Below are 23,701 nucleotides of genomic sequence, written 5' to 3' on the forward strand. Positions count from 1 at the left end.
TACCGGGCCATTTTTGTCATAAACGCAGTCGGTAACTCGCATTGGCTCGCGGTCGCCAAACATAAACGCAGTCAGTAACTCGCATTGGGGTTAATAGACAAATTCTGGGTGATGTGGCGGCATGAAAAAGCCCCCGCCTTGGTAGCGAGGGCTTAGCGTTTGCGCTGGTAATTAGCGCTTCTGTGCGTCTGCGAGGATCTGGCGACCTGCGACCATGCGGCAAATCTGGTTGGTGCCCTCGTAGATCTGGGTGATCTTGGCGTCACGCATCATGCGCTCAACCGGGAAGTCACGGGTGAAGCCGTAACCGCCGAGCAGCTGCACGGCATCAGTGGTGACCTGCATAGCAACGTCGGAGGCGAAAGCCTTGGCGTTTGCGGCCATCATGCCCAGGCGAGCGCCGCCCTCAGCAGTGCCACGCTCAGCGTTAGCGGCTGCGGTGTAGACCATAAGGCGAGCAGCGTCAATCTTCATACGCATGTCAGCCAGCATGAACTGGGTGTTCTGGAAAGCAGCAATCGGCTTGCCGAACTGCTGACGCTCCTGCACGTAACCGACGGCGTAGTCGTAAGCACCCTGCGCAATACCCAGTGCCTGTGCACCAATAGTCGGGCGGGTGTGGTCCAGGGTCTCCAGGGCGGTCTTGAAACCGGTGCCCTCTTCGCCGATGATGCGGTCAGCCGGGATACGGCAGTTTTCGAAGTACAGCTCCGCGGTCGGGGAGCCCTTGATGCCCAGCTTGTGCTCCAGGCCACCGACGCGGAAGCCCTCGTCGTCCTTGTGAACCATGAATGCGGAGATGCCGTTGGCCCCCTTCTCCGGGTCGGTGACAGCCATGACGGTGTACCAAGTGGAGCGGCCACCGTTAGTGATGAAGCACTTGGAGCCGTTGAGGACCCACTCATCGCCCTCACGGACAGCGCGGGTCTTCATGGAACCGGCATCGGAACCAGCCTCGCGCTCAGTCAGCGCGTAGGAAGCCATTTCACCGTTGGCGATGTCCGGCAGGACCTTGCTCTTCAGCTCGTCGGAGCCCTTGAGGATCAGGCCCATGGTGCCCAGCTTGTTCACAGCCGGGATAAGAGAAGCCGAACCACAGACGCGAGCAACTTCCTCAATAACGATGCAGGCCGCAACCGAGTCCGCACCCTGACCACCGAACTGCTCCGGCACGTGGACGGCGTTGAAGCCAGCCTCGTTGAGAGCCTTCAGGGCCTCCTCCGGGAAACGCTCGTTCTCATCGACGTCCGCTGCGTACGGAGCAATCTGCTTCTCCGCCAGATCACGGATAACGGCGCGGAGCTCCTGGTGCTCCTCTGGCAGCTGGAACAGGTCGAATCCTGGGGTCAAAGCCATGTGGGTGTTCCTCCCGATTTAATGATTCCGATGTCGTGGTCGATATCGCGCTCTACGCATTTCTACGCAGCACTATCACCGCACGACGTAATTATCTTCGTTTGATACTAATGGCTAACACTTTGTTGCACCCGCGAAATTCGTAAAATTCTCGCGTTGCCACGCGGCGCCCACAGAATAAACTGCGCTAGGAATTCCCGCAGCAGCGATGTCGCCCAGTACCTTAACGGCGTATAGGCTCCGACGACACACCAGGATTCCAGGCCCCGTTCGCGCACGAGCTTCGCTACCCGTGGCGCATGAAAATCACTGGTCACAACAACCGTTCCAGCGCTCAACGCACCGTCTACGCCACGCATCAACTCGCACGCATAGTCAATGTTTTCCGACGTATTCGTCGATTGGTCCTCGGCAATCAACTCGATGTTGCCACGCTTTACGACGTCCCCAGCGTTCGCCTCCAACCACTCCACCATGGCGTCCGCTTCGGAGCTGGTGGCATCTGTCACTGCTTCACTGCCGCGCCCACCGGAGCAGATGATTCGCTCGGTGCGCTCATCACACGCTGCTACTGCTCGCTGCAATCTTTTGGCCAGCAGGGCCGAGGGCCGATTGTTCTTCAATGCGCATCCCAGCACAATCACGGTGTGCGGCGGCACAGTTGGCTTTTTGACAGCACATCGAAGGCGAACGGCCTCGAAAACTATCGCTGCGGCTCCTGGTACTGCGAGGCCAGCGAGCAGGGGCGTCGTCAAGCGATGCGATGCGCGGGCGTAATAGGCGCGGTAGCTGGCCAGCGTCCACGCGGCACCGACTGCGGGAAGAACCCACCGCGGAGGTCTGCGATTGGGCAGGCGTGGTGGGCGTAGCTCCGAACTAGCGGCGACACGTAGTCCGCCGACGAGGAGCATGGAACCGAAGCCTGCACCGAGGCACGCGAGCGTTTTTCTCATCAGAGCTTCCACGTTAACTGTTCTGGGACGTTGATAGTCCAGTCGACGAGCTGTTGCGGATTGTGCTTGGCCATGTGCTGAGATTCCTGCTCGGCCCACATGTCCCAGTGTTCCTCGAAGTGGTCGTCGCGAGCCATGGCGCGGGCAAAGCGAGTCTGCGTGTCCAGCTCTACCCAGACTCCCCAGGCGTTGCCGTCGCCGATGGCGCGGGCAGCGGCAAGATTAGCTTCAGTGACAGCGCCGCAGCCTTCGACAATGAGAGCGCAGTCCGGTGGCGTGGGTACCCACTCGGCGAATTCACTGGCGTACCAGTCCCAACGGTGATAACCACGCTCATCGGCCGGTAGCGCGGGATTCAAAATGGTCTCCGCGACTGCGGCCGATGCTTTCTGCAGGCCAGACCAGCCCGGATAGACATCCTCCAAGTGGATAACTGGCCAGCCGAGGATACTGTGCAACTTTGCCGAAAAGGTGGTTTTGCCACTGCCGGAACGGCCGTCGATAAGCAGAATCATCGTGATTGAAACGCCTTTACTACGCCACGCCCAGGAAGCGGAACTCCCCGGCCCACACGGAAATGCCGATTGCTGCGACGGCGATGGCGAGGCAGGCAGCCATGGTGGCATAGTCACGCGCGGCCAATGTCGAGGTGTGCCACCATGTGCGCTTAATCGGTGCGCCAAAGCCGCGGGCTTCCATGGCGGTGGCCAGCTTGGTGCCGCGGCGCAGCGCAAACACCAGCAGAGCGAACACCTGGGAAATAGTGCGGCGGATTGCGCCGTGGTCGCCCAAACCGCGTGCGCGACGGGCTCGGGTCAGCGCCTGCCAATCACTGATGAACAGACCGATGAGCCGCAGACTCGCCACCGTTGCCAGCACAAACCGGCTGGGCAGCTTGAGAACCTGCGCCAGCCCATTGCCCAGATCGGTGGGATCGATATTAGCTGTCAGCACGATAACTGGAGTACCGATAGCCAGCACACGCAACATGATCGCGATGGCCAGGGAAATGGAATTATCCGTCACATGCGCAAGCAGAAAGGAGAAATACTCTTTGCCCTCCGGGTTGCCGTAGAGCGCCATCGAGATGCCCGAGATGGGCGCGGCGATAAGAAGTGGCAGGCTGCGTCCTAGAAAACGACGAAAATCCAAACCCGACAGTGGCACCAAGAAAAGCGTGCAGACAAGCGCGACCACTGCGGAGACCCAGTCGATGGAAATCAGCAGCGGTGTGGTGAGCAAGAATAGGCCCAGAACTCTCGCCACCGGGTTGACCGTCGCGAGGAAAGGCTGCTTACTCTGCTCGGCGCTCTGCGTACCTTCAGCCGTACCGGCGGAACCGACTTCAGTCACGATGTCCCTCCTGCTTCACCCTGGCCGCGCGAACCTTTACTGCTGCTCGGACCGGCCTGCTCCCCCGAACCACGCTGTCCCGGTGCCGCACGGCCTGACCGCTCCGGATGAAACGCATCCATGTCGACGACGTAGTCCCCCATCGCTTGGACCACCAACGGATCGTGGGTAATCGAAATAACAGTTCGGCCGTCGTCTGCAAGTTGGCGAAGCAAAGTGAGCAGCTCGGTGAATGTCCGGCGGTCTTGGCCGAAGGTCGGTTCGTCGAGAAGCACAATATCCGGCGCTGTCGCCAGCATGGTCGCCACCGACAGACGTCGCTTCTCACCGCCGGAAAGCGAAAATGGGTTCGCCTTGGTCAGCGCCGTCAACCGGAGCCGCTCGAGCAATTCCTCGATGCGCTGATCGGCGTTAACACCGACGAGCTTGGGGCCGAGCTGCAACTCTTCCAGCACGGTGCCGGTGACAAATTGGTGTTCAGGATCCTGGAACACCGTGCCGATCCGAGTAGCCAACTTCTTCGACGGCCACTTCCACGGCGCGCTACCGCTGCCTGCCACTTGGACCGTCCCCGCCATCGGCTCAAGCAGACCGCCGAGCGTCAGCGCTAACGTGGACTTGCCGCTGCCATTGTGACCAACAATGCAGGTGGAAGCTTGAGATGGGATTGAAATTGATACACCGCGAGCAATCGGTTCAACAATTTCGCCACCGCTGAACCAAGACTTCTTCGCGCCATAGCCGATGGCCAACTCGCGGGTTTCAATCGCGATGTCACCGCTAGGGTGCCCGTCCTGGTCGCAGGCAACGGAACGCGCGTCCGGCAGCGCGGGCGGTGCATCCGGAATCCACACCCCAGCATCCGTCAGAGCCTGCCCGTGGTCTTCCAAGACTCGATGAGGCGCACCATCGGCAATCACACCTTCGCGGCCCAGCACGATGATGCGGTCGACCACATCGACCCACGCATCCACCCGATGCTCGACCACGATCAGCGCCGCACCGGTTCTCTCCGCCGCGGTAATCGCCGCATCGCGTAGTACCGGCACACCGGCCGGATCGATGTTGGCCGTCGGCTCGTCCAAGCAAATGACCCGTGCGCCCATCGCCAGCACACCCGCCAATGCGAGGCGCTGTTTCTGTCCCCCGGAAAGCCGGTGCGTGGGATGGTCCAGCGGCAAATCCAGTCCCACCACATCCAGGCTGGCGCGTACTCGGTTGCCGATCTCAGCCGGGGCAACGCCAAGGTTTTCCGCACCAAAGGCAACATCGTCGCCAACGCGGGCACTAATCGTCTGCGAGTCAGGGTCTTGCAGCACTAAGCCCACCGAGCCCCGTGCGGAAGCGGGAGTACAACCTTCAATCAGGAGCTCTCCGGTGGCTTCGCCATCGGAGTCGTCGCCAAGCACGCCAGCAATAGCGGCAAGCAGCGTCGACTTCCCCACCCCCGACGCGCCGAGCAACAGCACCTTTTCACCACGCTCGACGTCCAGCGTGATGTCGTTCAGTACCGCAGCTTTGCGCCCCGCGTGCCGATATCCGAACCCCCGCGCGCTCACCGCAGGGACATTTCCGCTTGACGACGGCCCCCGCGTCATCGCCTCATCTGTCATCGATTTTTCCTAGACGTCGCCGTGCCGCTCTCGCCCGATGGCAAAACGATCCAGCGCTCCAGTTGCCGCCAGTGCCTTAGCCAGGAAGTAAGCCAGCAGACCGGCGAGGACGGCACCAGACAGCGCCGTGGAGATCAGGTAGATGACGTTGAATTCGAAAGTCTTGGCCAGGTTGCCGGTGAAAAGCTCATAGGTCCACGCGCCGACACCTGCCATGAGACCGGAAATCACCACGGTGGCCAGGTTGTAGCTCTTGTACGCCAGAACAAGGAACACCAGCTCCGCGCCGAGCCCCTGCGCCAAACCTGAGTACAAGGTGGTAATCCCCCACTGGTTACCAATCAGCGCCGAAACCGTCGCTGCGATTACCTCGACGAAGATAGCGGCACCCGGCTTGCGAATGATGTACGCGCCAAGCGGCCCACCGAGGAACCACATACCAGCGACCAAACCGCCAAGGCCAGGAGTAAGCGCGTTGACTGCTTCATAGCCCGCACCGCCGATGATGTTCCAGATAACAAAGATCAGGCCAACGGCCACGCCGATGACAGCTGCAATGATGATGTCAATATTGCGCCACGAGAAGTTAGCGCGCGCTGCACTCGCCGATTGCGTCATCTCACTTGCTCCCATTTTTCTTTAACTCGAGCGATATTGCTCAAAAGATTTTGATGTATTCATTAGCGGCATATGGGGCCTGTGCCGACACGCCCTAAGCACTAACTTTTGCCTACCCTACCGCGCCCAGCAGATGGCCTAGATAACATAAGGAACCATGACTAAAGCCGAGCGGTCATCTACTGGAGATACCCCAACTGCCCAAACCCCTCATCCGCCGACAGTCGGCGATGAGGGGACAGCCGCGGATTCCGCAGTGAAAACTGCCGAGTTTCCTGGTGCTGACAACACCGCTGAGCAGGAAAGTTCTCGCCCATACTACATGCCCTCATTGACATGGGGCGAGAGACTTGACCTGTCTGCGAAGCAGTGGTGGCCACTCATCGGAGTTGTTATTGCGATACAGCTTGTCGCTCGCATTCTGGTTCTGACTAGCCATGGTTTTTACTGGGATGACTTCATCATCGTTGGCCACCTTTACGACACCCCGCTGCTGAGCAAGGACTACCTGCTTCAGGACCACGACGGGCACCTTGCACCACTGGCCTTCCTGGTGCAAGGCCTCTATCACCTCATTGCGCCGTGGAACTGGTGGCTGCCGGCTATCACCATGGCCGTGATGTCGGTAGCGCTGACATACGCCACCACTAAGCTCTTTGAGCTTCTCACTGGCCGCACGCTGGTGTCGCTCTTCCTCATCACGGTCGTCGCCTGGACTCCGCTGATGCTTCCGGGAGACACCTGGTGGTCGGCTGCGGCCAATTCCCAGCCGTTCCACCTGGCATTCGTGGTTTTCATGATTGTCGCTATTCGCACCACTATGCGTCGTTCTTTCGGCCCCCGCCCGTGGGAAGCCGCTGGCCTGTTTGTACTGCTGGCAGTAGCGCTGGGATTCTTTGAGAAGTCCCTGGCTATCGCGCCGATTTCGATGCTGGTTGTCATCACTTTGGCTTACATGGAGCGCAGCAATATCCTGCAGGTTCTCCGTCGCGGCCTCGTCATCTGGATTCCATCGATGCTGCTGACCGGCGCCTGGGCACTGTGGTACTACTTCGGCCCCGCCGAAACTACCGGCTTCATTTCTGACAAGCTACAGCCCGAACTGTTCTTCAACGGCCTCGGCCAGATTTTTGCCGGCATCATCGGCGGGCCAACAAGCTGGGAACGTTGGGCTCCGGGACAGCCGTTTGCCTCCGCTTCGTCTCAGCTGATTACTCTCGGCGGCATTATTCTGTTGATTCTGTCTGCCACCCTCATTGGCCGCGACTACCGTGGCTGGGCTCCGTGGACGCTATCGGTGGCGTACATGTTCACCACCTTGTTCGCCATCACCCTGTTCCGCTCGGGAGAGAACACCTCTGGCGTGCTGGCGCACACTTTGCACTATTACTCTGATGTCGCGCTCGTGATCGCTATCTGTGTCGCGATCTCCCTGGCGGGACTCCCGCCAAAGGACGAGGCGCCGGCTCTGCTACCGGCTCGTACGCACATTCTGATTTGGTCGCTGGGTGTCGCACTGGCTGTCACCTCCTCGATTTCCGTGGTTACTTACCGCAATGCCTGGTCTGATGACATCGCAATGGAGTGGATCGGCAACACCAAGGCGTCGCTGTCCGCGCTGCGCGAGGAGGCCGACGCCGCTGGCCCCGACAAGGCGATCGACTACAACCTCATTGACCAGCCCGTCCCCTTCGAGATTCTCGTGCCCGTCGCCGCTCCGATGAACATGTACTCGCGCGTGTTTGATGCGGTCGCCGATCGCCCACCATTTGAGCGCGTCACCGGTCACCCGCGCATGTTCAATACCGACGGTTCGCTTATCGACGCCAAGGTCTCCGAGATCACCCGGGTCACCGATGGCCCTGTCGAGCAGTGTGGCCATCGCATCACAGTTGGTGAGAACGGCACTGCGTCGGAGGACATCAAGCTTGAGAACATCATCAAGCTCGGTGACTGGGTGCTTGAGTTCCCGGCCACCGCCTCTGAGGACATGGATGTGCGCCTGTCGCTTCCCAATCCTTTCGAGACTGAAGAGCAAACCCGCGCTGGTTCCACGGTCGTGAAGATGAACAACGATCTGCGGCCGCGCTATGCGTACCTCAACGGTGGCGGAAATACTCTCCGTGTCGATGTGGAAAAGGCGACTCCGGGGGCAACGCTATGCATCGGCGCGGGGGCGATTGGCCCCTTGGTTCCCGCAAGCCGTTAAGAATCCTCTAAGATATTGCTTTAAGATAATGTGAGAAAAGTTCATTAGCCCTTGTAGCTATTGTTTTTCCGACAGAGGAGCCACATCCATGCGTAACCGCATCGCCGGCGCTATCGCCGCATCCGCCATTGCCGCAGCAGCCCTGGTCGCTTGCTCTCCCCCGAACGAGGTTGACTCGGACGTAAAGGTCGGCGACCAGGCCAACCCGTCGGAGACCTTCGAGCAGAAGGCCACCACCCCGGCACCCTCCGACGAGATGACTCCTGCTGAGACCGCAGAGATGTAACTGCAGATTCAATAATTGAAACTGCGAAAACCGGGGTAGGTAGCAAACAGAAACGCAGTCACTACTCCTTGTGCCCACTCATCGATGGGGCACGAAAGAATTACCGCCCGGCCATGGTGTCCGGGCGGTTTTGGTTCTCTGGGGGCAGCCTAGAGCCACGATGAGAGCCTAGGAAAACTCAAATTCCACGTGGTCACCATCACGGATTACCGCGCTGGTTGCGCCATTTTCCAGGTTCAGCTCGACAATGAGCGAGGGCATCTCGCCGGAAGCTCCAGCCTCACCCGAGGCCCCGGCAGCATCGTCCACGAGCGCCGCATCGGTCGCGATCACGCGGTAGCGAAGAAAACCATTGCGCAATTCATCAGTCTCCACGCGAGCGGAGTGCAGCCATGGGAAGCGGCGGCGCAACGCAACGAGCTGCTGATAGGAGCGGTAGAGAGCCTCGCCGAGCGTAGAGAGTTCCTCCGGGTTATCCGGGAACACTGGACGGATCTGGTCGTCACCGCCGATGCGTTCCTCTTTGAGACCGGTATAGCCCTGTTCGTCACCGTAGTAGACCAGTGGCACACCGGCCACGGTAAACAGCACCGTTGCCGCCAGCACGGCCTTGTCGGCCCCTACCTGTGTCGCAATGCGCGAAACATCGTGGTTTCCCACAAACGTCACCGGCACAAAAGACTCCGCGAAGGTGTTATGGCGCTTCAGAGTCCAGTCCAACTCGAAGAAGTTTTCCTCCTTCAGCGCCGACCAGGTCGCTTTCCACAGCTCGTATTCCGTCACCGAGTCCATGCCGGACACCGACACAATCTCCGCATAGTCGCCGTGGATGACCTCACCGTAGATAAAAGCATGCGGGTGCTCAGCACGCACTCGCGGCAAAACCTTGTGCCAGAACTGTGGGTTCACTGCGTAGGCCGCATCCAGTCGCCAGCCATCAATCCCCCGCGCCAGCCAGTAATTCATGACGTTCACGACAAAATCAACAGTCGCGTCACTGGTGTGATCGAATTCGACCAAACTCTCATGGCCCTCAAACACCGGCGCAGTCATGTCGCCATCTGAGTGCGTAAACGCAAAGAGCTGCGCTTCTTCAGAGTCAGGGTTTTCCTTCGCGGCCTTCAGCGCGGGTGCCTCTGACCCGATGTGGTTGAAGACGCCGTCGAAAAGCACTTTGATGCCGCGCTCATGGGCAGCTTCGATGACGGCCTTCATGTCCTCTTCGGTGCCCAGTCGCGAGTCAATGCGGTAGTAGTCCTCGGTATCGTAGCCGTGGCTAGTCGACTCGAATACTGGCGCCAGCTGCAGGACGTTGAGCCCGAGCCCCTGGACGTACGGAAGCCAGTCAATCAGTTTGCGAATTCGATTGACCGGCGCGGCGCCTCGATCCTTCTCACGGATGGGCGCTCCCACAAACCCCAGTGGATAGACGTGCCATCCAATCGCCCACTTCGTCCACTCAGGTGCGGTGGCAGCGAGCGTCTTATCAGGGGCGTTGGGGGTAGTGGACATTGTCCTATGCATCCTCTCTAGGTGCCTGAGGCTGATTGGAATTATCTGGTGCCGTCGCAGCCTCAGGGGTCGGTGAGGTCTCCCCCGCCGATTCGCTTGACGACGCCCGCGCCTGGCCCGCATGCGACTTCGGCGTGCCAAGGCCTGCATTCCGCGGCCGTGGAGGCACGGAACCTGCTGCGGGCATGGTCGGAGATGCGACAGGGCGCTCCGGCGGTTGGCTCTTCGACGGGTTCAGTGCATCCAGCGCGATTTGGATTTCCGTGCGCATGCCGCTGACCATGGCTCTCTCCACAATTTTAAACTTGGAGTTGTGAAGAAAGAAGGGATTACCCGCTTCCGGGCCACCGGTGCCGAGGAACATGTAACAGCCCGGCGCTTCACGGGAAAAATACGAGAAATCATCCGAAGGAGCCCACGGATCGGCAGCGAACACCTTGGACTTGCCAACCGCCTTCGTCGCCGCATGCCACGCACGATTGACCGCAATGTCGGCGTTGACCACCATCGGGTACGGAATCTGCCAGTCGAAAGTCGCCTGTGCACCGTGAGCCTGGCAGACGCCGTTGACGACGGCCTCGATACGCTGGCAGACAATCTCCCAGTCGGCCTCATCCACCGAGCGGATGGACACTTCCAGGTTGGCCGTATCCGGAATCACGTTGCCGGCCTCACCTGAATGCAGTGAGCCGACATTGACAATGTTCATGTGCTTCGGATCCACATCGCGGGAGACAATCGTGTTCAGCATGAGAGTCGCCTGGCTGGCGATGAGCACCGGGTCAATCGACAGCTGCGGGTTCGAGGAGTGTCCGCCACGGCCACGAATGGCGATGGAGACGATGCCCGACATAGTTGTCACTCGCCCAGCGCAAATCCCCACATGCCCCACCGGATGCGGCGCGACGTGGAAGGCATAGACCTCATCCAAGTCATCGGCGGCACCCTTGTCGACCAGCTCACGAGCCCCGCCCGGCAGCATTTCTTCGGCGTGCTGGAAGATGCACAGCACCTTGCCGTGCAGCTGATCGCGCATTCCGGAAAGCACCTTCGCAGTGCCCAGCAGCATCGCCGTGTGAACATCATGACCACAGGCGTGCATCACACCCGGCGTGCGCGAGGCGTACGGCAGCCCCGTTTCCTCCTGAATCGGCAGCGCATCAATATCCGCGCGGTAGCCAATCACGCGCCCGGTGCTGGGGTCGCCCGCAGTGCCCTCGATGACGCCGATTACCGATGTCGGGGTCAACCGGTACGTCGGGATGTCCCATTGATTGAGCAGATCCTCAATCATGTCCGAGGTCCGGTACTCCCGGAAGCTCAGCTCCGGATTCTGGTGCAGTTGGCGACGCCATGCCACCGCCTCTTCGATGGGTACTTCAAGGCGGTGCGACGGCAGGGTGTCGTTAGCATCACTCATGGTTCATAGCATGACAGAAAATGGACTCCACGACGAGCAACTACGGAAATTCCCTCACCCATTTTCGCTTCACGACGGCCACAGCGCCCCGACATCTCCCCTGCTAGAGGTGACTTAAGCGCTGCCAGCGTGCTGCTAGTTTCCGGCACCCCAAAAATCCACGGTGAGTTCGGCCAACCACCATGGATCAATCGTGCCGCACATCTCACGCGCCGAGTGCATGGAGACCATCGCAGCTCCGATATCGATGGTGTCGATACCCAGTCGCGTTGCAGTGATCGGGCCGATAGTGGAGCCGCATGGCTTGTGGTTCGCAGAGACAAAATACTGCACCGGCACTTCCTGGCCAATGCGCTTAGAGGTTTCCGCTGCAATTCGGACAACCTCGGCCTGACCAGCCGCCGTGGTGGCATAGCGCTGGTTGGCATTGATCTTCACTACTGGGCCAGCATTGAGTTCCGGCTGGTGCCCCGGCTCGTGTTCACCTGCATAGTTCGGGTGCACACCGTGTGCGCCGTCGGCAGAGAGACAGATGGAACCGCGGTAAAGCTGCTGGGTGCGTTCCAGGTCAGCGCCTGTGGCCGCTGCGATGCGGGACAGAACGTCGGCAAGCAGTGGCCCTGCAGCGCCCGTGGTGGAGGCGGACCCGACTTCCTCGTGGTCAAAAGCGACCATGACGGGGATAGTGGTTGACGTGCTCCAGTCTTGGCGGAGCAAGGCCTCGAAGGCGACCAGGGATGAGTGAACACTGAGCAGATTGTCCAGCCGGCCTGAAGCCAGGAACTCATCGTGAGCACCGAAGGTGCGCGGCTGCTGAGTGTCGAAGGAAATGAGGTCCCAGGCGACGATATCGTCGATAGACAGGCCCGCTGCATCGGCGATGACCTGGTGCACATCGGTGCCGAAGGTATCCATTCCGATAATCGGTGCAGTGTGATTCTGCTTGTGGAGCTTCAACCCCTCTTCGTTAACCGCACGATTGAGGTGGATAGCCAACTGCGGGATGCGCGCGACCGGGCCGGTGCGAGCAAGGTGCTCATTGCCATTTTTATCAATTACACGACCGGCGAACTCAATTTCGCGGTCGGTCCAGCTTCCCAACAGCGCGCCGCCATAGACTTCGACGGCGACCTGTGCATAGCCTGCGGCGGAGGTGCGCGCGTTGGGCTTCACACGAAAACCGGGCGAATCCGTGTGGGAACCCACAATACGGAAACCGGTCAAATCGGCAGCCGGTGCCTCCGGGACGATCCAAGCAACGGCGGCGCCATCGCGACGCAGGACGTAGGCACCGGGTTCGCTTGGCCACTGTTCGTGCTCGTCGACGACCGTGGCACCGGCTGCACTCAGACGGTCAACGACCTGTTGTGCCGCATGAAATGAGCTTGGCGACGCAGCCACAAAATCAATTAGATCCTCAACGTGACTGAGCGCTGCCGCCGGAACGCTGCGCGATGCCGCGTCCGAGGTATCCGCCGAATCCGGAGACTCAGGGGTGGGTGCCGAAGAAATAGCCATAGCCAAACTCCTACTTCAAATTTGATTCCGCATTTCATTGTATTGGAGGGCACAACTGACCGTGACCGAGTATTAAGCCGGTCCACAATGTGATGCAGCTTTCATGTTGGGAACGGTATCCGCTTAGTCACTTTTGCCCGTTTTAACTCGATATCGGGCATATTCAGACATATAGTGGCAACCGCATCAAAGAAAACCATTTGAATACAGAAACTCTCAAACCGGAGTCCCGACCGGATTCCGACCACAGAAAGGGTTTATACCGTGAGCCTTGAAAACCTGTTCCCCCGTTCTTTCACTACCAAGCGCGCCTTCTTCTCTCAGCCGCTGCGCGAGGCTCTTGCCCGCGACACCAGCAGTGACGCTAACGCAGTCCACTTCGGCCACCAGGTTAAGAGCACCCGGAACGAGATCTACAGCGACATGTCTCCCCGTGACATCGTCTCTATGCTGAGCCGCTAAATCTAGCGCTTCCTCAAGTCGAATAAGACCATTGGCTCTGGCTGAGGAAATTTCAACGTCTCCACAGCAGCTAATTCACTGCCAAAACCAGGTCCAACCTCGCCTGTATCACCATCGCCATACCGATGTACCGCAAACGCGTGGCAGCCACCAATAACTAGCATCAATGCCAGCGTCAAGAGCATCGCGGTAATCCCCGAATACATAAATCCGCCGGTATATGGCGTAGCAGCAATCGGGTTTGTCACAGGAAACGTCAGCAGGACCACTAGCAACGCAGTACCGATATACGGCCACTGTCTGGTCAATCGGGTCCGCGCCATGGCGACCAAACCGAACACAGACGTGACCAGCATCAACATGTAATGGGTCCAAAGAATCGATGAGAATGTGGCTGCAATAAGCCACGCGCCCGTGATTAGGAATTCAAACCGGTAGACCGGGTTCAACCACGCAACTGCCGTGACCATCAACACCACGCCAAGCGCAATACACAGTGGAATCGTTTTCACATGACTCGGATAATCACGAACCACTGTTACTAATAAATCAGGTTTTCCCAGGTCTGTGGCTAAAGTCGACGCCAACGACTGATTCGCACCGCCGACCAAGACCGATGAACCAATGTCGCCGATTCGATCAATCCAATCCGAAATCACCGCCATATCAACGCGGATAAACATCCAGACCGCCAGTACCGCCGTGGTGGCCAGCGACCAGAGGGCTGCGCGCCGTCGATAAGCGAAAAAGAGCATCACAGCGATGAGCGCATACGGAGTCAATTTAATGGATGCGACGATGCCGAGCACGATGCCCGCGAGCCAAGGACGAGTGCGCGAGGCAGCAAGACCATAGGCGACACCCGCGACGATCAGCGGTGTCGTCTGACCGATCCAGAACGAATTAATAGTGGTCGGCAGAGCGAATACGCATGCGGTAACCAGCGCTGCGATACCCCAGGGCATGGTGGACCGAAACCACAGGTGGTAGGAAGCTACGACGAGGACCACGACGGCCATTCCGGAGAGAAACAGCAACCAAGCAACCGAGGTTTCAAAGCTCATGACGTGGGATATCACTCCCAGAGCCTTTGCGAACAAAGGGTTTTGCACAAAGGGATGCGTAAATGGCGCAGACACTTCCTGCGCCAGGCGTGGCCAGACCTCTCCACTCATGGCAGTGAAATCGATTGGATCGGCGTCATAAAGATGGGACTCAAGTCCCCTGTCCATAAGTAGCCCGCCTACCCAGAGCGAAGCCCAATCGTCCGGCTGAGTACGACCATTCCAGGCCAACAGCGAGGCAAGACCACCGAGCAGCGAGACCAGAATAAGAGGCCAGCTCATCACAGGCGATTGCGCCAGCGCGGGGGTCTGACTGGGTTTGCGAGCCCGCATTTTTCGCGAGACCTGTGACCGAGACTTCGCAGCAGCACGTTGCGACTCCGCAGCCTGTGACGATGCGCCATCCTGTGACACAGGTCCTTCTGCCTGACTATGCCGTCCCACGTTCCTCCTCATCGCTGGTAAGCGCCTCTATCTAATGTAGTGATTCCAATACGGCAGTGGTTACACCCCGCAAGAACCCACAAGGTATGACGGCTTACTTTGAACAAAGTGCCAGGAGGACGACAGTTGGCGGCCGTGATGGCCGGAGGACTATCGAATCTGTGAAATAGTGCCGATGGTCGTAATCAGCTGATCTCCATCGCTGTCGACCACGGCGGCTATGGGCATGCGCTCCATCTCATCCGGGCCGACATCGTAGCCCTGCGAGACCTCTGCCGTAATAATCTTTCCGGTCGGGCCTTCCTCAATGCGCGGATTACGAACGACCACATGAACCAGACTGAACTTCGCGGTGATGTGAACTTCTCCGCGGTAGCTCTCCCTTTCGACATCGCTGTTGTCATTGTCGCGGGTGAATGAGACGACACCGGCTTCAGGCTCTAGGGCACCGTTCTTGGCAGTGACGCCACCACCCAGTGCGCCGAATACCTTCTCCAGCGCAGATACAGAAATTACTAAATCCTCGCTGGAGGGAGCCGGGGCATTCTTGCCCGGAGCATCCGAATAATTCAACGGGATGTAGATTTCCTCGGCCTCATTAATGGAGCCGGCTGCCGGGTAAACATAAATGCCCCAGTTTTCACCAGCTGGGGTCTCTGGCGGGTCAACAACAATGCGAGCCTCAAAGCTGCCGTCATCTGTCATCGGGGTAGCCTGACGAGCGATAGAACGTCGCATGTCGACGCCCTGGTTCGGTATCGCCTCGAGAGTTCCAGCCGGCGTGACCCAGGCAATGTTGTCGTGCGGATGTTTCCGCGACGAGGACGGAGCACCTTCACTTGGCTTCCAGGAGTCTGGGAACGCACTGTAGAGAACATAAACACCATTGGGCACACCCGGAGGAATTGGAAGCGGGTAACCACCACGGTTGGCCGACGGATTGAAACCACTACCGCGAACGATAAGAACATCGCCGCGATGAACCGTGGCACCTTCAGCTGGTGTGCCGTCCTCAAAAGTCACAGTAACTTCCGGGGATTCGACATACTGCGGATCCTGCGGCTGGAAGTTCTCCGCTGGATTAATCACATTGGGAAAGTTGTCCGGCACGATTGGCTTCGCAGTTTCAGCCATTGCTGGGGACACAAACGCTGAAAGGACCATGGCGCCGGACAGCGAAACCGCAGTAACACCTCTGCGCGCACTCTGCCTCACCGGTCGACGCTTGCCTTCTCCAACGGGCGATGATTCAGAGCTGAATGAACGGCGAGTTTCGTGGGCACCCGCAAGATGGCGGTGGGAATGATCGAAAGTCAGGAACTTCAGACTGTGCATACAAGCAATGTACACCCCGCGTATTAGGCTCACCTAACCTAGTTATTAAGGCGCACCTTACCCACCCCCGTTTGAGTCTCAACGCTGGGATTGGAAGAAATAGCTGAGAGCAAAAGAAAGCCGCGGCCAAGCCCAATAGAGCTCGACCGCGGCTTGCTTCAGCAGCTTTGAGGCAACCAATTACTCCGCGGTAATCGGCAGGTAGACGCGACCACCCTGATCAGCGAACTCCTGGGACTTCTCAGCCATGCCGGCCTCGATAGCTTCAACGGAGTCCAGGCCGTGTTCCTTCGCGTAGTCCTGCACATCCTTGGAAATACGCATGGAGCAGAACTTCGGACCACACATGGAACAGAAATGCGCGGTCTTTGCCGGCTCTGCAGGCAGAGTCTCGTCGTGGTAGTCCAGCGCAGTGTCCGGATCCAAGGCCAGTGCGAACTGGTCATGCCAACGGAACTCGAAGCGGGCCTTCGACAGCGCGTCGTCACGCTCCTGAGCGCGCGGCAGCCCCTTTGCCAGGTCAGCGGCGTGCGCGGAAATCTTGTACGTAATCACGCCGACCTTGACGTCGTCGCGGTTCGGCAGACCCAGGTGCTCCTTCGGCGTGACGTAGCAAAGCATGGCGGTGCCAGCCTGCGCAATGATTGCCGCGCCGATAGCCGACGTGATGTGGTCATAGCCCGGCGCGATGTCGGTTGCCAGCGGGCCGAGGGTGTAGAACGGAGCTTCCTCACACCACTCCTCTTCCCACTTCACGTTGTCAGCGATCTTGTGCATCGGAACGTGGCCTGGGCCTTCAATCATGACCTGGCAGCCGCGGGACTTGGCGATCCTGGTCAGCTCGCCGAGGGTCCGCAGCTCAGCCAGCTGGGCCTCATCGTTAGCGTCGGCAATGGAGCCCGGGCGTAGGCCGTCACCGAGGGAGAACGTGACATCGTACTGTGCCAGAATGTCGCACAGCTCAGCGAAGCGCGTGTAGAGGAAGCTCTCCTGGTGATGCGCGAGGCACCATGCGGCCATAATCGAACCACCGCGGGAGACAATGCCGGTAACGCGGTTGGCGGCCAGTGGCACGTAGCGCAGCAGCACACCCGCGTGAACGGTCATGTAGTCCACGCCCTGTTCGCACTGCTCAATGATGGTTTCTCGGTAGATTTCCCAGGTCAGCTTGGCCGGGTCACCCTTAACCTTCTCCAGCGCCTGGTAAATCGGCACCGTACCAACCGGCACCGGGGAGTTACGCAGAATCCACTCGCGGGTTTCGTGAATGTCCTTACCGGTGGACAGATCCATGATGGTGTCCGCGCCCCAACGGGTCGCCCACACCATCTTCTCCACCTCTTCGGAGATGGACGAAGTCACAGCCGAGTTACCAATGTTGGCGTTGATTTTGGTGGCAAAGCGCTTGCCAATAATCATCGGCTCGGTCTCCGGGTGCTTGTGGTTGGCCGGAATCACGGCACGCCCCGCAGCAACCTCTTCGCGAACAACTTCCGGATCCACATTTTCACGAGCGGCAATGAATGCCATCTCCGGGGTGACAATTCCCGCACGAGCCCATGCCAGCTGCGTCTTGACCTTCGGGGCCTCCTCAGAACCTGCAACCGCCGGCACCGCCGGAGCCTTCGGCCAAGAGTCACGAGTCTTAGCCAACCCCTCCTTCAGGTTCAGTTCCGGGTTTTCCTCGGTGTAAATACCCGAGGTGTCGTACGCATCGAAGTGAGTGCCGTCCGTCAGATTGATTCGACGGACTGGAACGCGCAGGTTCGCCTCACCGAAATCGTTGCTGAACGCAACCTCGTCGTAATGCTTGTTACTGCGGTAAATCGGGCCAGTTGTAACCTCGCCCTCTTTCGGCGGAGCGGATACAGATACACGTGCGGCCATGAAGCAACACATCCCTTTCCTACGCTGGTATTACCCAGATTCAGGTTCGTCCGGTCGACGCTCGATCCCTAGCGTCCTCTCAGTGCCGGAATTTCGGTTGGCACTCCCGTGGTTTTGTAATGCGCCTCATAGTCTAACCAATCGTTCGGATTACTTCGGTCATTACACCCACGATTGCCGCAAATGCTTAACGACGGCGCGGAGAACGCACCCCAAAGATGCAGGTTGTGGCTACGCAGAGGCGTCGTTTTGCACGGCGACCGCGTTGTCCACACCCCCTAAAAGTTATCCACAGCCGGTCTATTTTTTCGGCTTCTCAGCAAGCGCAATTGCGACCGCGGTGTTATATCTTTCTCACACAAATTCTTTGGGGAGGGAAAATTGAAAAAGGCGACTACTGCCGCCCTACTGTCAGCACTTCTATGGGGAATAACGGGGACTAGTTGCGCATCGACCGAGGCATCCGGCGAGGACGTTCAACCTGTCGGCGACAATGCGACAACCATGACTACTGACTCGGGCGTGACGTTACCTGCGGGTGTGCTTCCACCCAACAATCCGCCGGAGCCCGGTGATGCTCCACTTGGTCCCGATGGGCACTACAACTACGACGCACCCGAATTCGTCCTGACCAATCCGTGTGACGACCCTGAGATTATGGGGCGCCTCGACAGGCTGGGGTTCCGGGAGCAGACGTACATGGAGGGCCGAATCGAAGGTAATAAACAGATTGGCTGCGTTATCGAATCCGACGCTTCCGGCCTGTTGAGCATCTGGCATGCCGCGGTCGCTCACTCGCAACTCGAGCGCTACAGTGCCGAGCCTTTGGCTCATCACGAAGGAATTTTCAATTGGGTGACATTCACTCAAACAGAACCGCTCGGAAGCTCTGCCTGTATTGCTTCTGTCGAAACAGAACAAGGGGCTCTCGGATTCGTTATCGACACAACCGGACAAGATAGCCCTGACCCACAGCACCGACGATGCGCTCCCGTAAATGAGCTGTTAATTGATTACTTGGGGGAAGAATCATGATGCATGCCGTAATTCCAACAATCGACTCTGCAATTCAGAAGTTCAGTATTACGAATGTTCTAGCAAGCGGTTCCAGATTTATGCAGCCCAACTTGGCCGGCTACTCACAGGTTCCGTCACTCCAGCTGGTGGCGACAGAACACAGTCTCGCAATTTCCGGCAGTTCAGGAAGCTCTGCCGCCGTCGGCTTGTCTCTGGGCAAACAACTCACCTGGGCGCAAACGAATCTCGCTGACTTCCGTCGCGTGATCACTGAGCACGAATCCACCATGAATCGGATTCTTCGAAGCATTAACCCGTTCAATGGTGACGGCGCTTCCCTTGCTGAAGTAGCGCGCACAAGCGGTGTATTTCAGCGTCGGCCGATGTTTGAAGCTGGAAGTCTCACTTTCGCGCCAGTCACTCTTTCTGCGGAACTTGGTCTCGATGCGAAGTCCCTACTATCCATGTTTTCCTCGACAAATGACGGTGCCGTAGCCGAGGCAATCGCCTACTGGAACAACTTCGCCGACACTATGACCACGTTGGCCAGCAATCTAACCTCCATCTCATCCGGCTTGGTGTCGAGCAACAGCGGTGCTGTCTTCTCTGCTGCTGACTCAACAATGAAAGGTCTGGCCGCACGCGCTACCAGCATCGCCACCGCATCGGAGGTCATGGCCGGGCACCTTGCCGTATTGCCATCTGTGAAAGCGATGGCCGTCAATGCACTATCAGCGATCGAAGCCGAATCCAAGGCACTCCCAAACCCTGGCGCGCAAAAGGCTTTTGAACAGGCCGAGGTAGCAGCCTTTCTCTCTGGTCCGTATACCGCACAGCTACAGACAGCTATTCCCCGAATTCCTAACCTGGTTTCTGCCGATGCGGGAAGTGGTGTGACTGCCGAGGTGTCCGTTGGGGCCACAGTCGCCGGGCGTTCTGGAACTAGCCAGTTCAGCCTTTCGCCTGCGGGGATGACTGGAAGCATGCAGGCCGCCAGCACACCAGTTGGTGCCACCTCAACTGTTCCGGATTCTCCAACACCACAATCCACATCCGCGAGCCCTTCCGCTCCTTCGCACGTGCAACCGAGCACTTCGACTTTGTCGAACCCCACAAATCCGTCTGCTGCCCCTGTGCACCCAGCATCACTTAGCAGCCCAACGAGCTCCACAATCTCGCCAACATCCCCGACCGGTACATCAACCATGGCTCAACCGAGCACGGCGAATCCAGCCATGGTCACCCCTTCGGGAGCGAGCGCCCCACTTCAACGCACATCACCGCAAGGAGTCTCGCCTTACGGAGTTCACGGCAACCGGCCGGCTGGCCCTCTCGGCGCAGGACGCACTGCGGGGCTCACACCAGCGGGCAATATCCCGGCACTGCCGCCTTCTGGAAACGCAAGCCCCCGTCCACCGGCCTCGGGACTTCCGACTTCGAGTCCTGGTCGTATGCCAGCGCCAACAGCGGGGCGCGGGATGGGAACCGGCTTGGGTCCCGGGGTTGCTGGTTCTGCCTTGCCAAACGCCTCGAATAGCCCTTCACAGCGCGGAAGTGGATTGATGAATTCCCTAATCAGCGCACGCAACAGTACTGCTACCGGAGCTACGGGTGCTGCTGGCGGAACCGCGAGCGCCACTGCTGGAAACCGTAGCGCAGGGGCTTTCGCGGCCACCACAGCGGGCAATCGTGGCGGACTGCTCCAAAAGGGCTCCGCACCGTCGGCACGCAAACTGACAAATGTAGCCACCATCAGGGATAACGATGCCGGCGCTTTCGAGCAGAACGAATACCAGAAGGAGCTTTTCGGGGATGCGCCAATTACTATCCCGGCGGTGATTGGTCACAACGTCCGATCGTAAAGCTCCGACCGTAAGCCTCCGAGCATAAAGTCAGCGCGCAAAAGCTGATCTTTACCCGCTCGGGCGCCACGGGGGATCAGGCTGGCGATCGACGACGTCATCACGATCTTCGCGCCCGGCTCCAACAGTGGCACGAACGCACGGCAGCCGCAGACCGCCCCGAGCAGGTTGATGTCGAGCGCGCGGTGCCACGTGTCCATGGTGACGTTCTCGATCGCCCCGCCGACCGCGATGCCCGCGTTGAGCACGAGCACGTCCACCGCGCCTATCGCCGCGGCCGCCGCCTCCCGGTCCGCGTCGGAGGTGACGTCCAGCTCGCGGTAGGTGCACGCATCGCCGAGCTTGACGACGTCCTCGTTCGCCGAGTCATGCAGATCGGTCGCGATGACCGAATCGCCGCGTGCGACGAAGCGCTTGGCCAGTTCGAGGCCGAAGCCGGAAGCGGCGCCGGTGATGAGCACGCGCCGCAGGCCGCGTGGTTCGGGGGAACGGCCGAAGGGGCCCTCGCCGGATGCGGCGGCGAGGCCGGTCCGGGCCGGCGAAATCGCTCCGCCCGTGCGGCGGTCAACCCCGTGTACGGATCTACGTGAGCATCGACAGCAGGAACACGGAGTCCTCGTCTGCGTCGACCCGGTGTGGGACCATGGTGGGCAGGTGTGCGACGGTCCCCGGCGTGAGGACCTCGGTGCGGTCGCCTACGGTGAAGCGCACCTGGCCCTCGATGCATTGCACCATAATCGGGTGTGCAGCGCGGTGATCGGGCAAGGCCTGGCCGGAGCGGAAACGCATGGCGATGATGTTTACCCCGTCGGCCGTCTGCAGACGTTTCACCGCCGGGCCGTCGCCGTCCTTGGCGGGCGGAGCGGCGGCGACGACGTCATGAAGGCTCAGAGCCTCCGGATCGGCGGTCAATTCAGCTTGCTGGTCGTCGTCGAGGAACTCAATCTCGGGCCCGCGTCGGACGGCGGGCGATGCTTCGCGCCCGCTTTCGGAAGCGTTGGAAACGGTACCCGTCGCATCGGCGGCGTCGGCGGAATCGGCGGTGTCGCGCAGACGGGCCACGATGCCTATCGAGGCGAGGGCGTCGTCGTTCTCGACGAAAACGCTGCGCATGCCGAGAACGCGCTTACGCGCCGCGGGGTGCTTGATCATGTTGCCTGCGATGCGGGCAACTCCGGAGATCCCTTCGTCTTCGATCATCTGGGAGGGCTTGAGCAGGCCCATCTCCGCAATGCGGACGTGCTCGACCTCGAATCCGTGTTCTTCGAGGAGGTTTCGCCACTCCGCGACGGTGAGTGGTCGGGCGTTGACCCGGATGGCCTTGGACATCGCGATGCGAATCTCATCTTTCGTCGCCGCATCCAGGTCGTCGGGGGTCAACGCCAGTTCGTGGATCGCGTAGCGGCCGCCGGGAACGAGAATCCGACGAACCTCGTCGAGAATCGCCGCCTTGCCCTTGTCGCCTTGCATGGTGAGCATCGCCTCGCCCACGACGGCGTCCGCCGAGTCATCGCCGAGCCCCGTCGCTTGGGCCTTGCCTTCGGTGACCCGGCCCCTGTGGCCAACGACCTTGCCGGTCGTCTTGGCGGCGTCGGGGTCCTCGTCGATGCCGACGTAATCCCCCGGTGCGCGATTCAAGATTTCCGTCGCCGTAATCCCCAGTCCCGGTGCGAGTTCGACGACGCGGGCGTCGGTGAGGCGAGCCCGGTCGAGAATCCACTCCGTCATCTTCCGGCCACCGGGTCGAAGGACCTTTTTGCCCAGTCGGGCCAGTAGCCAGTGGCCCTGGAGTTGTTCGAAATCTCTGTCGCGTGCATTCATGGTGCGTCTCACTCGTCGTGTGGCCGGGCCGACGGTGTCGGCGGCTGCGCCGGCCCGTTAACCCGCATGTAAAATACTGCTTTAGCAATTAACTTAGCCTTACCTGGCATATTTGTCGAGGGGTTGGCCCGAAACGCCGAACCGGGCCGTTGCAACGTAGATGTCCGACGACCCGGTCGATCCGAAAAAGGCGAGGTACCTGTCCTTCGGCGTCTGGTCTATACCGTCATCCGGTGTCGTTTGGTGGGCTCAGTCGATGCTGCGGTCCATGGTCCAAGCCAGCACCTCGGCATCGTTGATGGCGGTCATGGGCAGTGAGTCGACCTCGTCCGAATCCGCTGAATTCGATCCGTCGGCCGTGATGCGGGCAACGTCGCCGTCGTAAAGCGTCTCGTCGCCGAAGGATGCCGAGCCGCAGGCGACGAAGAAGTGGGTGAACCGCGACAACGGCACGTCGATGGTGCGGCCTGCGGGAACCCGGCCGATGCGCAACGTCGCGCCGGTGGTGCCGATGGTCAGCGGCGCGAGGCCCGGTGTGCCCGACGCGACCGGGACCAGCGTGCCGTCGGTGAGAGCATCGTTGAGGTCGACCTCGTCGTGGGAGGGAGCGGCACCGAGATCGTCGGGCGGCAACCAGGCCTGGACGACCCGCAACTTCTTGCCGTCGAGGTAACCGGAGGCATTGAGCTCGGAGTGGCGGATCCCGCGCCCGGCGCTGATTCGCTGCGCCATGCCGGGGTCCCTATGTGGATTGTCAATAGTCAGGCGGAACTTGCACGTACATCGCATGGGGGTGTTGTAGCCATCACTGATCGCCGAGCCGCATCATGGGGGCCGGCGGTGATCAACGCAGCGGCCTACACACCCCTGGCGATGTTTCTAGCAGGGATTTCTCGGAAGAACTCACACCGAGTCAACAGAGCACAGATGACATTGCAGCAGCTCCGGGCAAGCCACATCACCGCGGCATT

The 23,701-nt window shown here is 59.7% G+C and carries 21 protein-coding genes and 1 riboswitch; of the genes, 5 read left to right on the forward strand and 16 right to left on the reverse strand.

Translation table 11 applies throughout. The annotated features are described in order from the left end of the window. Positions 1-171: 171 nt before the first annotated feature. The 6 genes from HMPREF3042_RS05030 to HMPREF3042_RS05055 all read right to left on the reverse strand — a co-directional run bounded on the left by HMPREF3042_RS05030 (position 172) and on the right by HMPREF3042_RS05055 (position 5,893). Positions 172-1,356, reverse strand: a complete 1,185-nt coding sequence (locus HMPREF3042_RS05030) for an acyl-CoA dehydrogenase family protein (protein ID WP_070856325.1) — start codon at positions 1,354-1,356, stop codon at positions 172-174. 107 nt (positions 1,357-1,463) lie between these two features. Then, a complete protein-coding gene (locus tag HMPREF3042_RS05035; RefSeq protein WP_070856327.1) occupies positions 1,464-2,309 on the reverse strand; it encodes a YdcF family protein in 846 nt (281 codons plus the stop codon). Continuing rightward, positions 2,309-2,824, reverse strand: coding sequence for a nucleoside/nucleotide kinase family protein (locus HMPREF3042_RS05040; protein ID WP_070856329.1), 516 nt, complete (start codon positions 2,822-2,824; stop codon positions 2,309-2,311). Before HMPREF3042_RS05040 ends, HMPREF3042_RS05035 begins: the two co-directional genes overlap by 1 nt. Before the next feature lie 19 nt (positions 2,825-2,843). Continuing rightward, entirely contained in the window at positions 2,844-3,662 is an 819-nt protein-coding gene (locus HMPREF3042_RS05045) for an energy-coupling factor transporter transmembrane component T family protein (RefSeq protein WP_070856331.1), read from the reverse strand. Next, complete coding sequence (locus tag HMPREF3042_RS05050) at positions 3,659-5,275, reverse strand: ABC transporter ATP-binding protein (protein ID WP_070856333.1); 1,617 nt, start codon at positions 5,273-5,275, stop codon at positions 3,659-3,661. The genes HMPREF3042_RS05045 and HMPREF3042_RS05050 overlap by 4 nt, the downstream gene beginning before the upstream one ends. Before the next feature lie 9 nt (positions 5,276-5,284). After that, positions 5,285-5,893, reverse strand: a complete 609-nt coding sequence (locus tag HMPREF3042_RS05055; protein ID WP_070856335.1) for an ECF transporter S component — start codon at positions 5,891-5,893, stop codon at positions 5,285-5,287. A gap of 157 nt (positions 5,894-6,050) precedes the next feature. On the opposite strand from HMPREF3042_RS05055, the gene HMPREF3042_RS05060 reads away from it, so the two are divergent. Beyond that, positions 6,051-8,102 carry a DUF2339 domain-containing protein gene (locus tag HMPREF3042_RS05060; RefSeq protein ID WP_070856337.1) on the forward strand — a complete coding sequence of 684 codons (2,052 nt, stop codon included), beginning with the start codon at positions 6,051-6,053 and terminating at the stop codon, positions 8,100-8,102. Between the two features lie 88 nt (positions 8,103-8,190). Then, positions 8,191-8,388, forward strand: a complete 198-nt coding sequence (locus tag HMPREF3042_RS05065; protein WP_038628285.1) for a hypothetical protein — start codon at positions 8,191-8,193, stop codon at positions 8,386-8,388. 168 nt (positions 8,389-8,556) lie between these two features. On the opposite strand, the gene HMPREF3042_RS05070 is transcribed toward HMPREF3042_RS05065, so the two are convergent. The 3 genes from HMPREF3042_RS05070 to HMPREF3042_RS05080 all read right to left on the reverse strand — a co-directional run bounded on the left by HMPREF3042_RS05070 (position 8,557) and on the right by HMPREF3042_RS05080 (position 12,838). Further along, positions 8,557-9,900 (reverse strand): alpha-amylase family protein, encoded by a 1,344-nt coding sequence (locus tag HMPREF3042_RS05070; RefSeq protein ID WP_070856339.1) that lies wholly within the window; start codon positions 9,898-9,900, stop codon positions 8,557-8,559. A gap of 4 nt (positions 9,901-9,904) precedes the next feature. Beyond that, positions 9,905-11,320 carry a M20 metallopeptidase family protein gene (locus tag HMPREF3042_RS05075; RefSeq protein ID WP_070856341.1) on the reverse strand — a complete coding sequence of 472 codons (1,416 nt, stop codon included), beginning with the start codon at positions 11,318-11,320 and terminating at the stop codon, positions 9,905-9,907. A gap of 135 nt (positions 11,321-11,455) precedes the next feature. Next, positions 11,456-12,838, reverse strand: coding sequence for a M18 family aminopeptidase (locus tag HMPREF3042_RS05080; RefSeq protein WP_070607614.1), 1,383 nt, complete (start codon positions 12,836-12,838; stop codon positions 11,456-11,458). A gap of 264 nt (positions 12,839-13,102) precedes the next feature. Here HMPREF3042_RS05080 and HMPREF3042_RS05085 point away from each other — a divergent pair, with 264 nt between their 5' ends. Beyond that, on the forward strand, positions 13,103-13,300 hold the full coding sequence (locus HMPREF3042_RS05085) for a hypothetical protein (protein ID WP_049180842.1): 198 nt from the start codon (positions 13,103-13,105) through the stop codon (positions 13,298-13,300). A gap of 2 nt (positions 13,301-13,302) precedes the next feature. On the opposite strand, the gene HMPREF3042_RS05090 is transcribed toward HMPREF3042_RS05085, so the two are convergent. From HMPREF3042_RS05090 to thiC, 3 genes are all read right to left on the reverse strand, one after another. Further along, positions 13,303-14,808: a glycosyltransferase family 87 protein gene (locus HMPREF3042_RS05090; RefSeq protein ID WP_246822326.1), complete on the reverse strand. Its 1,506-nt coding sequence runs from the start codon at positions 14,806-14,808 to the stop codon at positions 13,303-13,305. 150 nt (positions 14,809-14,958) lie between these two features. After that, positions 14,959-15,942: an HtaA protein gene (locus HMPREF3042_RS05095; RefSeq protein ID WP_246819662.1), complete on the reverse strand. Its 984-nt coding sequence runs from the start codon at positions 15,940-15,942 to the stop codon at positions 14,959-14,961. Positions 15,943-16,323: 381 nt separating this feature from the next. Beyond that, positions 16,324-18,030, reverse strand: a complete 1,707-nt coding sequence (gene thiC, locus HMPREF3042_RS05100; protein WP_038628270.1) for a phosphomethylpyrimidine synthase ThiC — start codon at positions 18,028-18,030, stop codon at positions 16,324-16,326. Beyond that, positions 18,029-18,150: riboswitch (TPP riboswitch) on the reverse strand. It overlaps the preceding gene by 2 nt. A 384-nt stretch (positions 18,151-18,534) precedes the next feature. On the opposite strand from thiC, the gene HMPREF3042_RS10635 reads away from it, so the two are divergent. Next, positions 18,535-19,065 carry a hypothetical protein gene (locus tag HMPREF3042_RS10635; protein WP_246822328.1) on the forward strand — a complete coding sequence of 177 codons (531 nt, stop codon included), beginning with the start codon at positions 18,535-18,537 and terminating at the stop codon, positions 19,063-19,065. A 490-nt stretch (positions 19,066-19,555) separates the two neighbouring features. Here the strand turns inward: HMPREF3042_RS10635 and HMPREF3042_RS10990 are convergent, their stop codons facing one another. Next, the gene (locus HMPREF3042_RS10990; RefSeq protein ID WP_224433626.1) at positions 19,556-19,723 is read right to left on the reverse strand and encodes a hypothetical protein; all 168 of its coding nucleotides are present in this window, start codon (positions 19,721-19,723) and stop codon (positions 19,556-19,558) included. 886 nt (positions 19,724-20,609) lie between these two features. Here HMPREF3042_RS10990 and HMPREF3042_RS10995 point away from each other — a divergent pair. Next, complete coding sequence (locus HMPREF3042_RS10995; RefSeq protein WP_246822329.1) at positions 20,610-20,909, forward strand: hypothetical protein; 300 nt, start codon at positions 20,610-20,612, stop codon at positions 20,907-20,909. On the opposite strand, the gene HMPREF3042_RS05115 is transcribed toward HMPREF3042_RS10995, so the two are convergent. From HMPREF3042_RS05115 to HMPREF3042_RS05125, 3 genes are all read right to left on the reverse strand, one after another. After that, positions 20,891-21,370 carry an SDR family oxidoreductase gene (locus tag HMPREF3042_RS05115; protein WP_070546444.1) on the reverse strand — a complete coding sequence of 160 codons (480 nt, stop codon included), beginning with the start codon at positions 21,368-21,370 and terminating at the stop codon, positions 20,891-20,893. The genes HMPREF3042_RS10995 and HMPREF3042_RS05115 overlap by 19 nt on opposite strands. A gap of 121 nt (positions 21,371-21,491) precedes the next feature. Continuing rightward, positions 21,492-22,730 carry a methyltransferase domain-containing protein gene (locus HMPREF3042_RS11135; RefSeq protein ID WP_082149771.1) on the reverse strand — a complete coding sequence of 413 codons (1,239 nt, stop codon included), beginning with the start codon at positions 22,728-22,730 and terminating at the stop codon, positions 21,492-21,494. Between the two features lie 249 nt (positions 22,731-22,979). Further along, complete coding sequence (locus tag HMPREF3042_RS05125; RefSeq protein ID WP_141737784.1) at positions 22,980-23,519, reverse strand: pirin family protein; 540 nt, start codon at positions 23,517-23,519, stop codon at positions 22,980-22,982. Between the last annotated feature and the right edge of the window lie 182 nt (positions 23,520-23,701).

This window comes from Corynebacterium sp. HMSC074C05 (genome assembly GCF_001838325.1).
GTDB classification, from domain to species: Bacteria; Actinomycetota; Actinomycetes; order Mycobacteriales; family Mycobacteriaceae; genus Corynebacterium; species Corynebacterium amycolatum.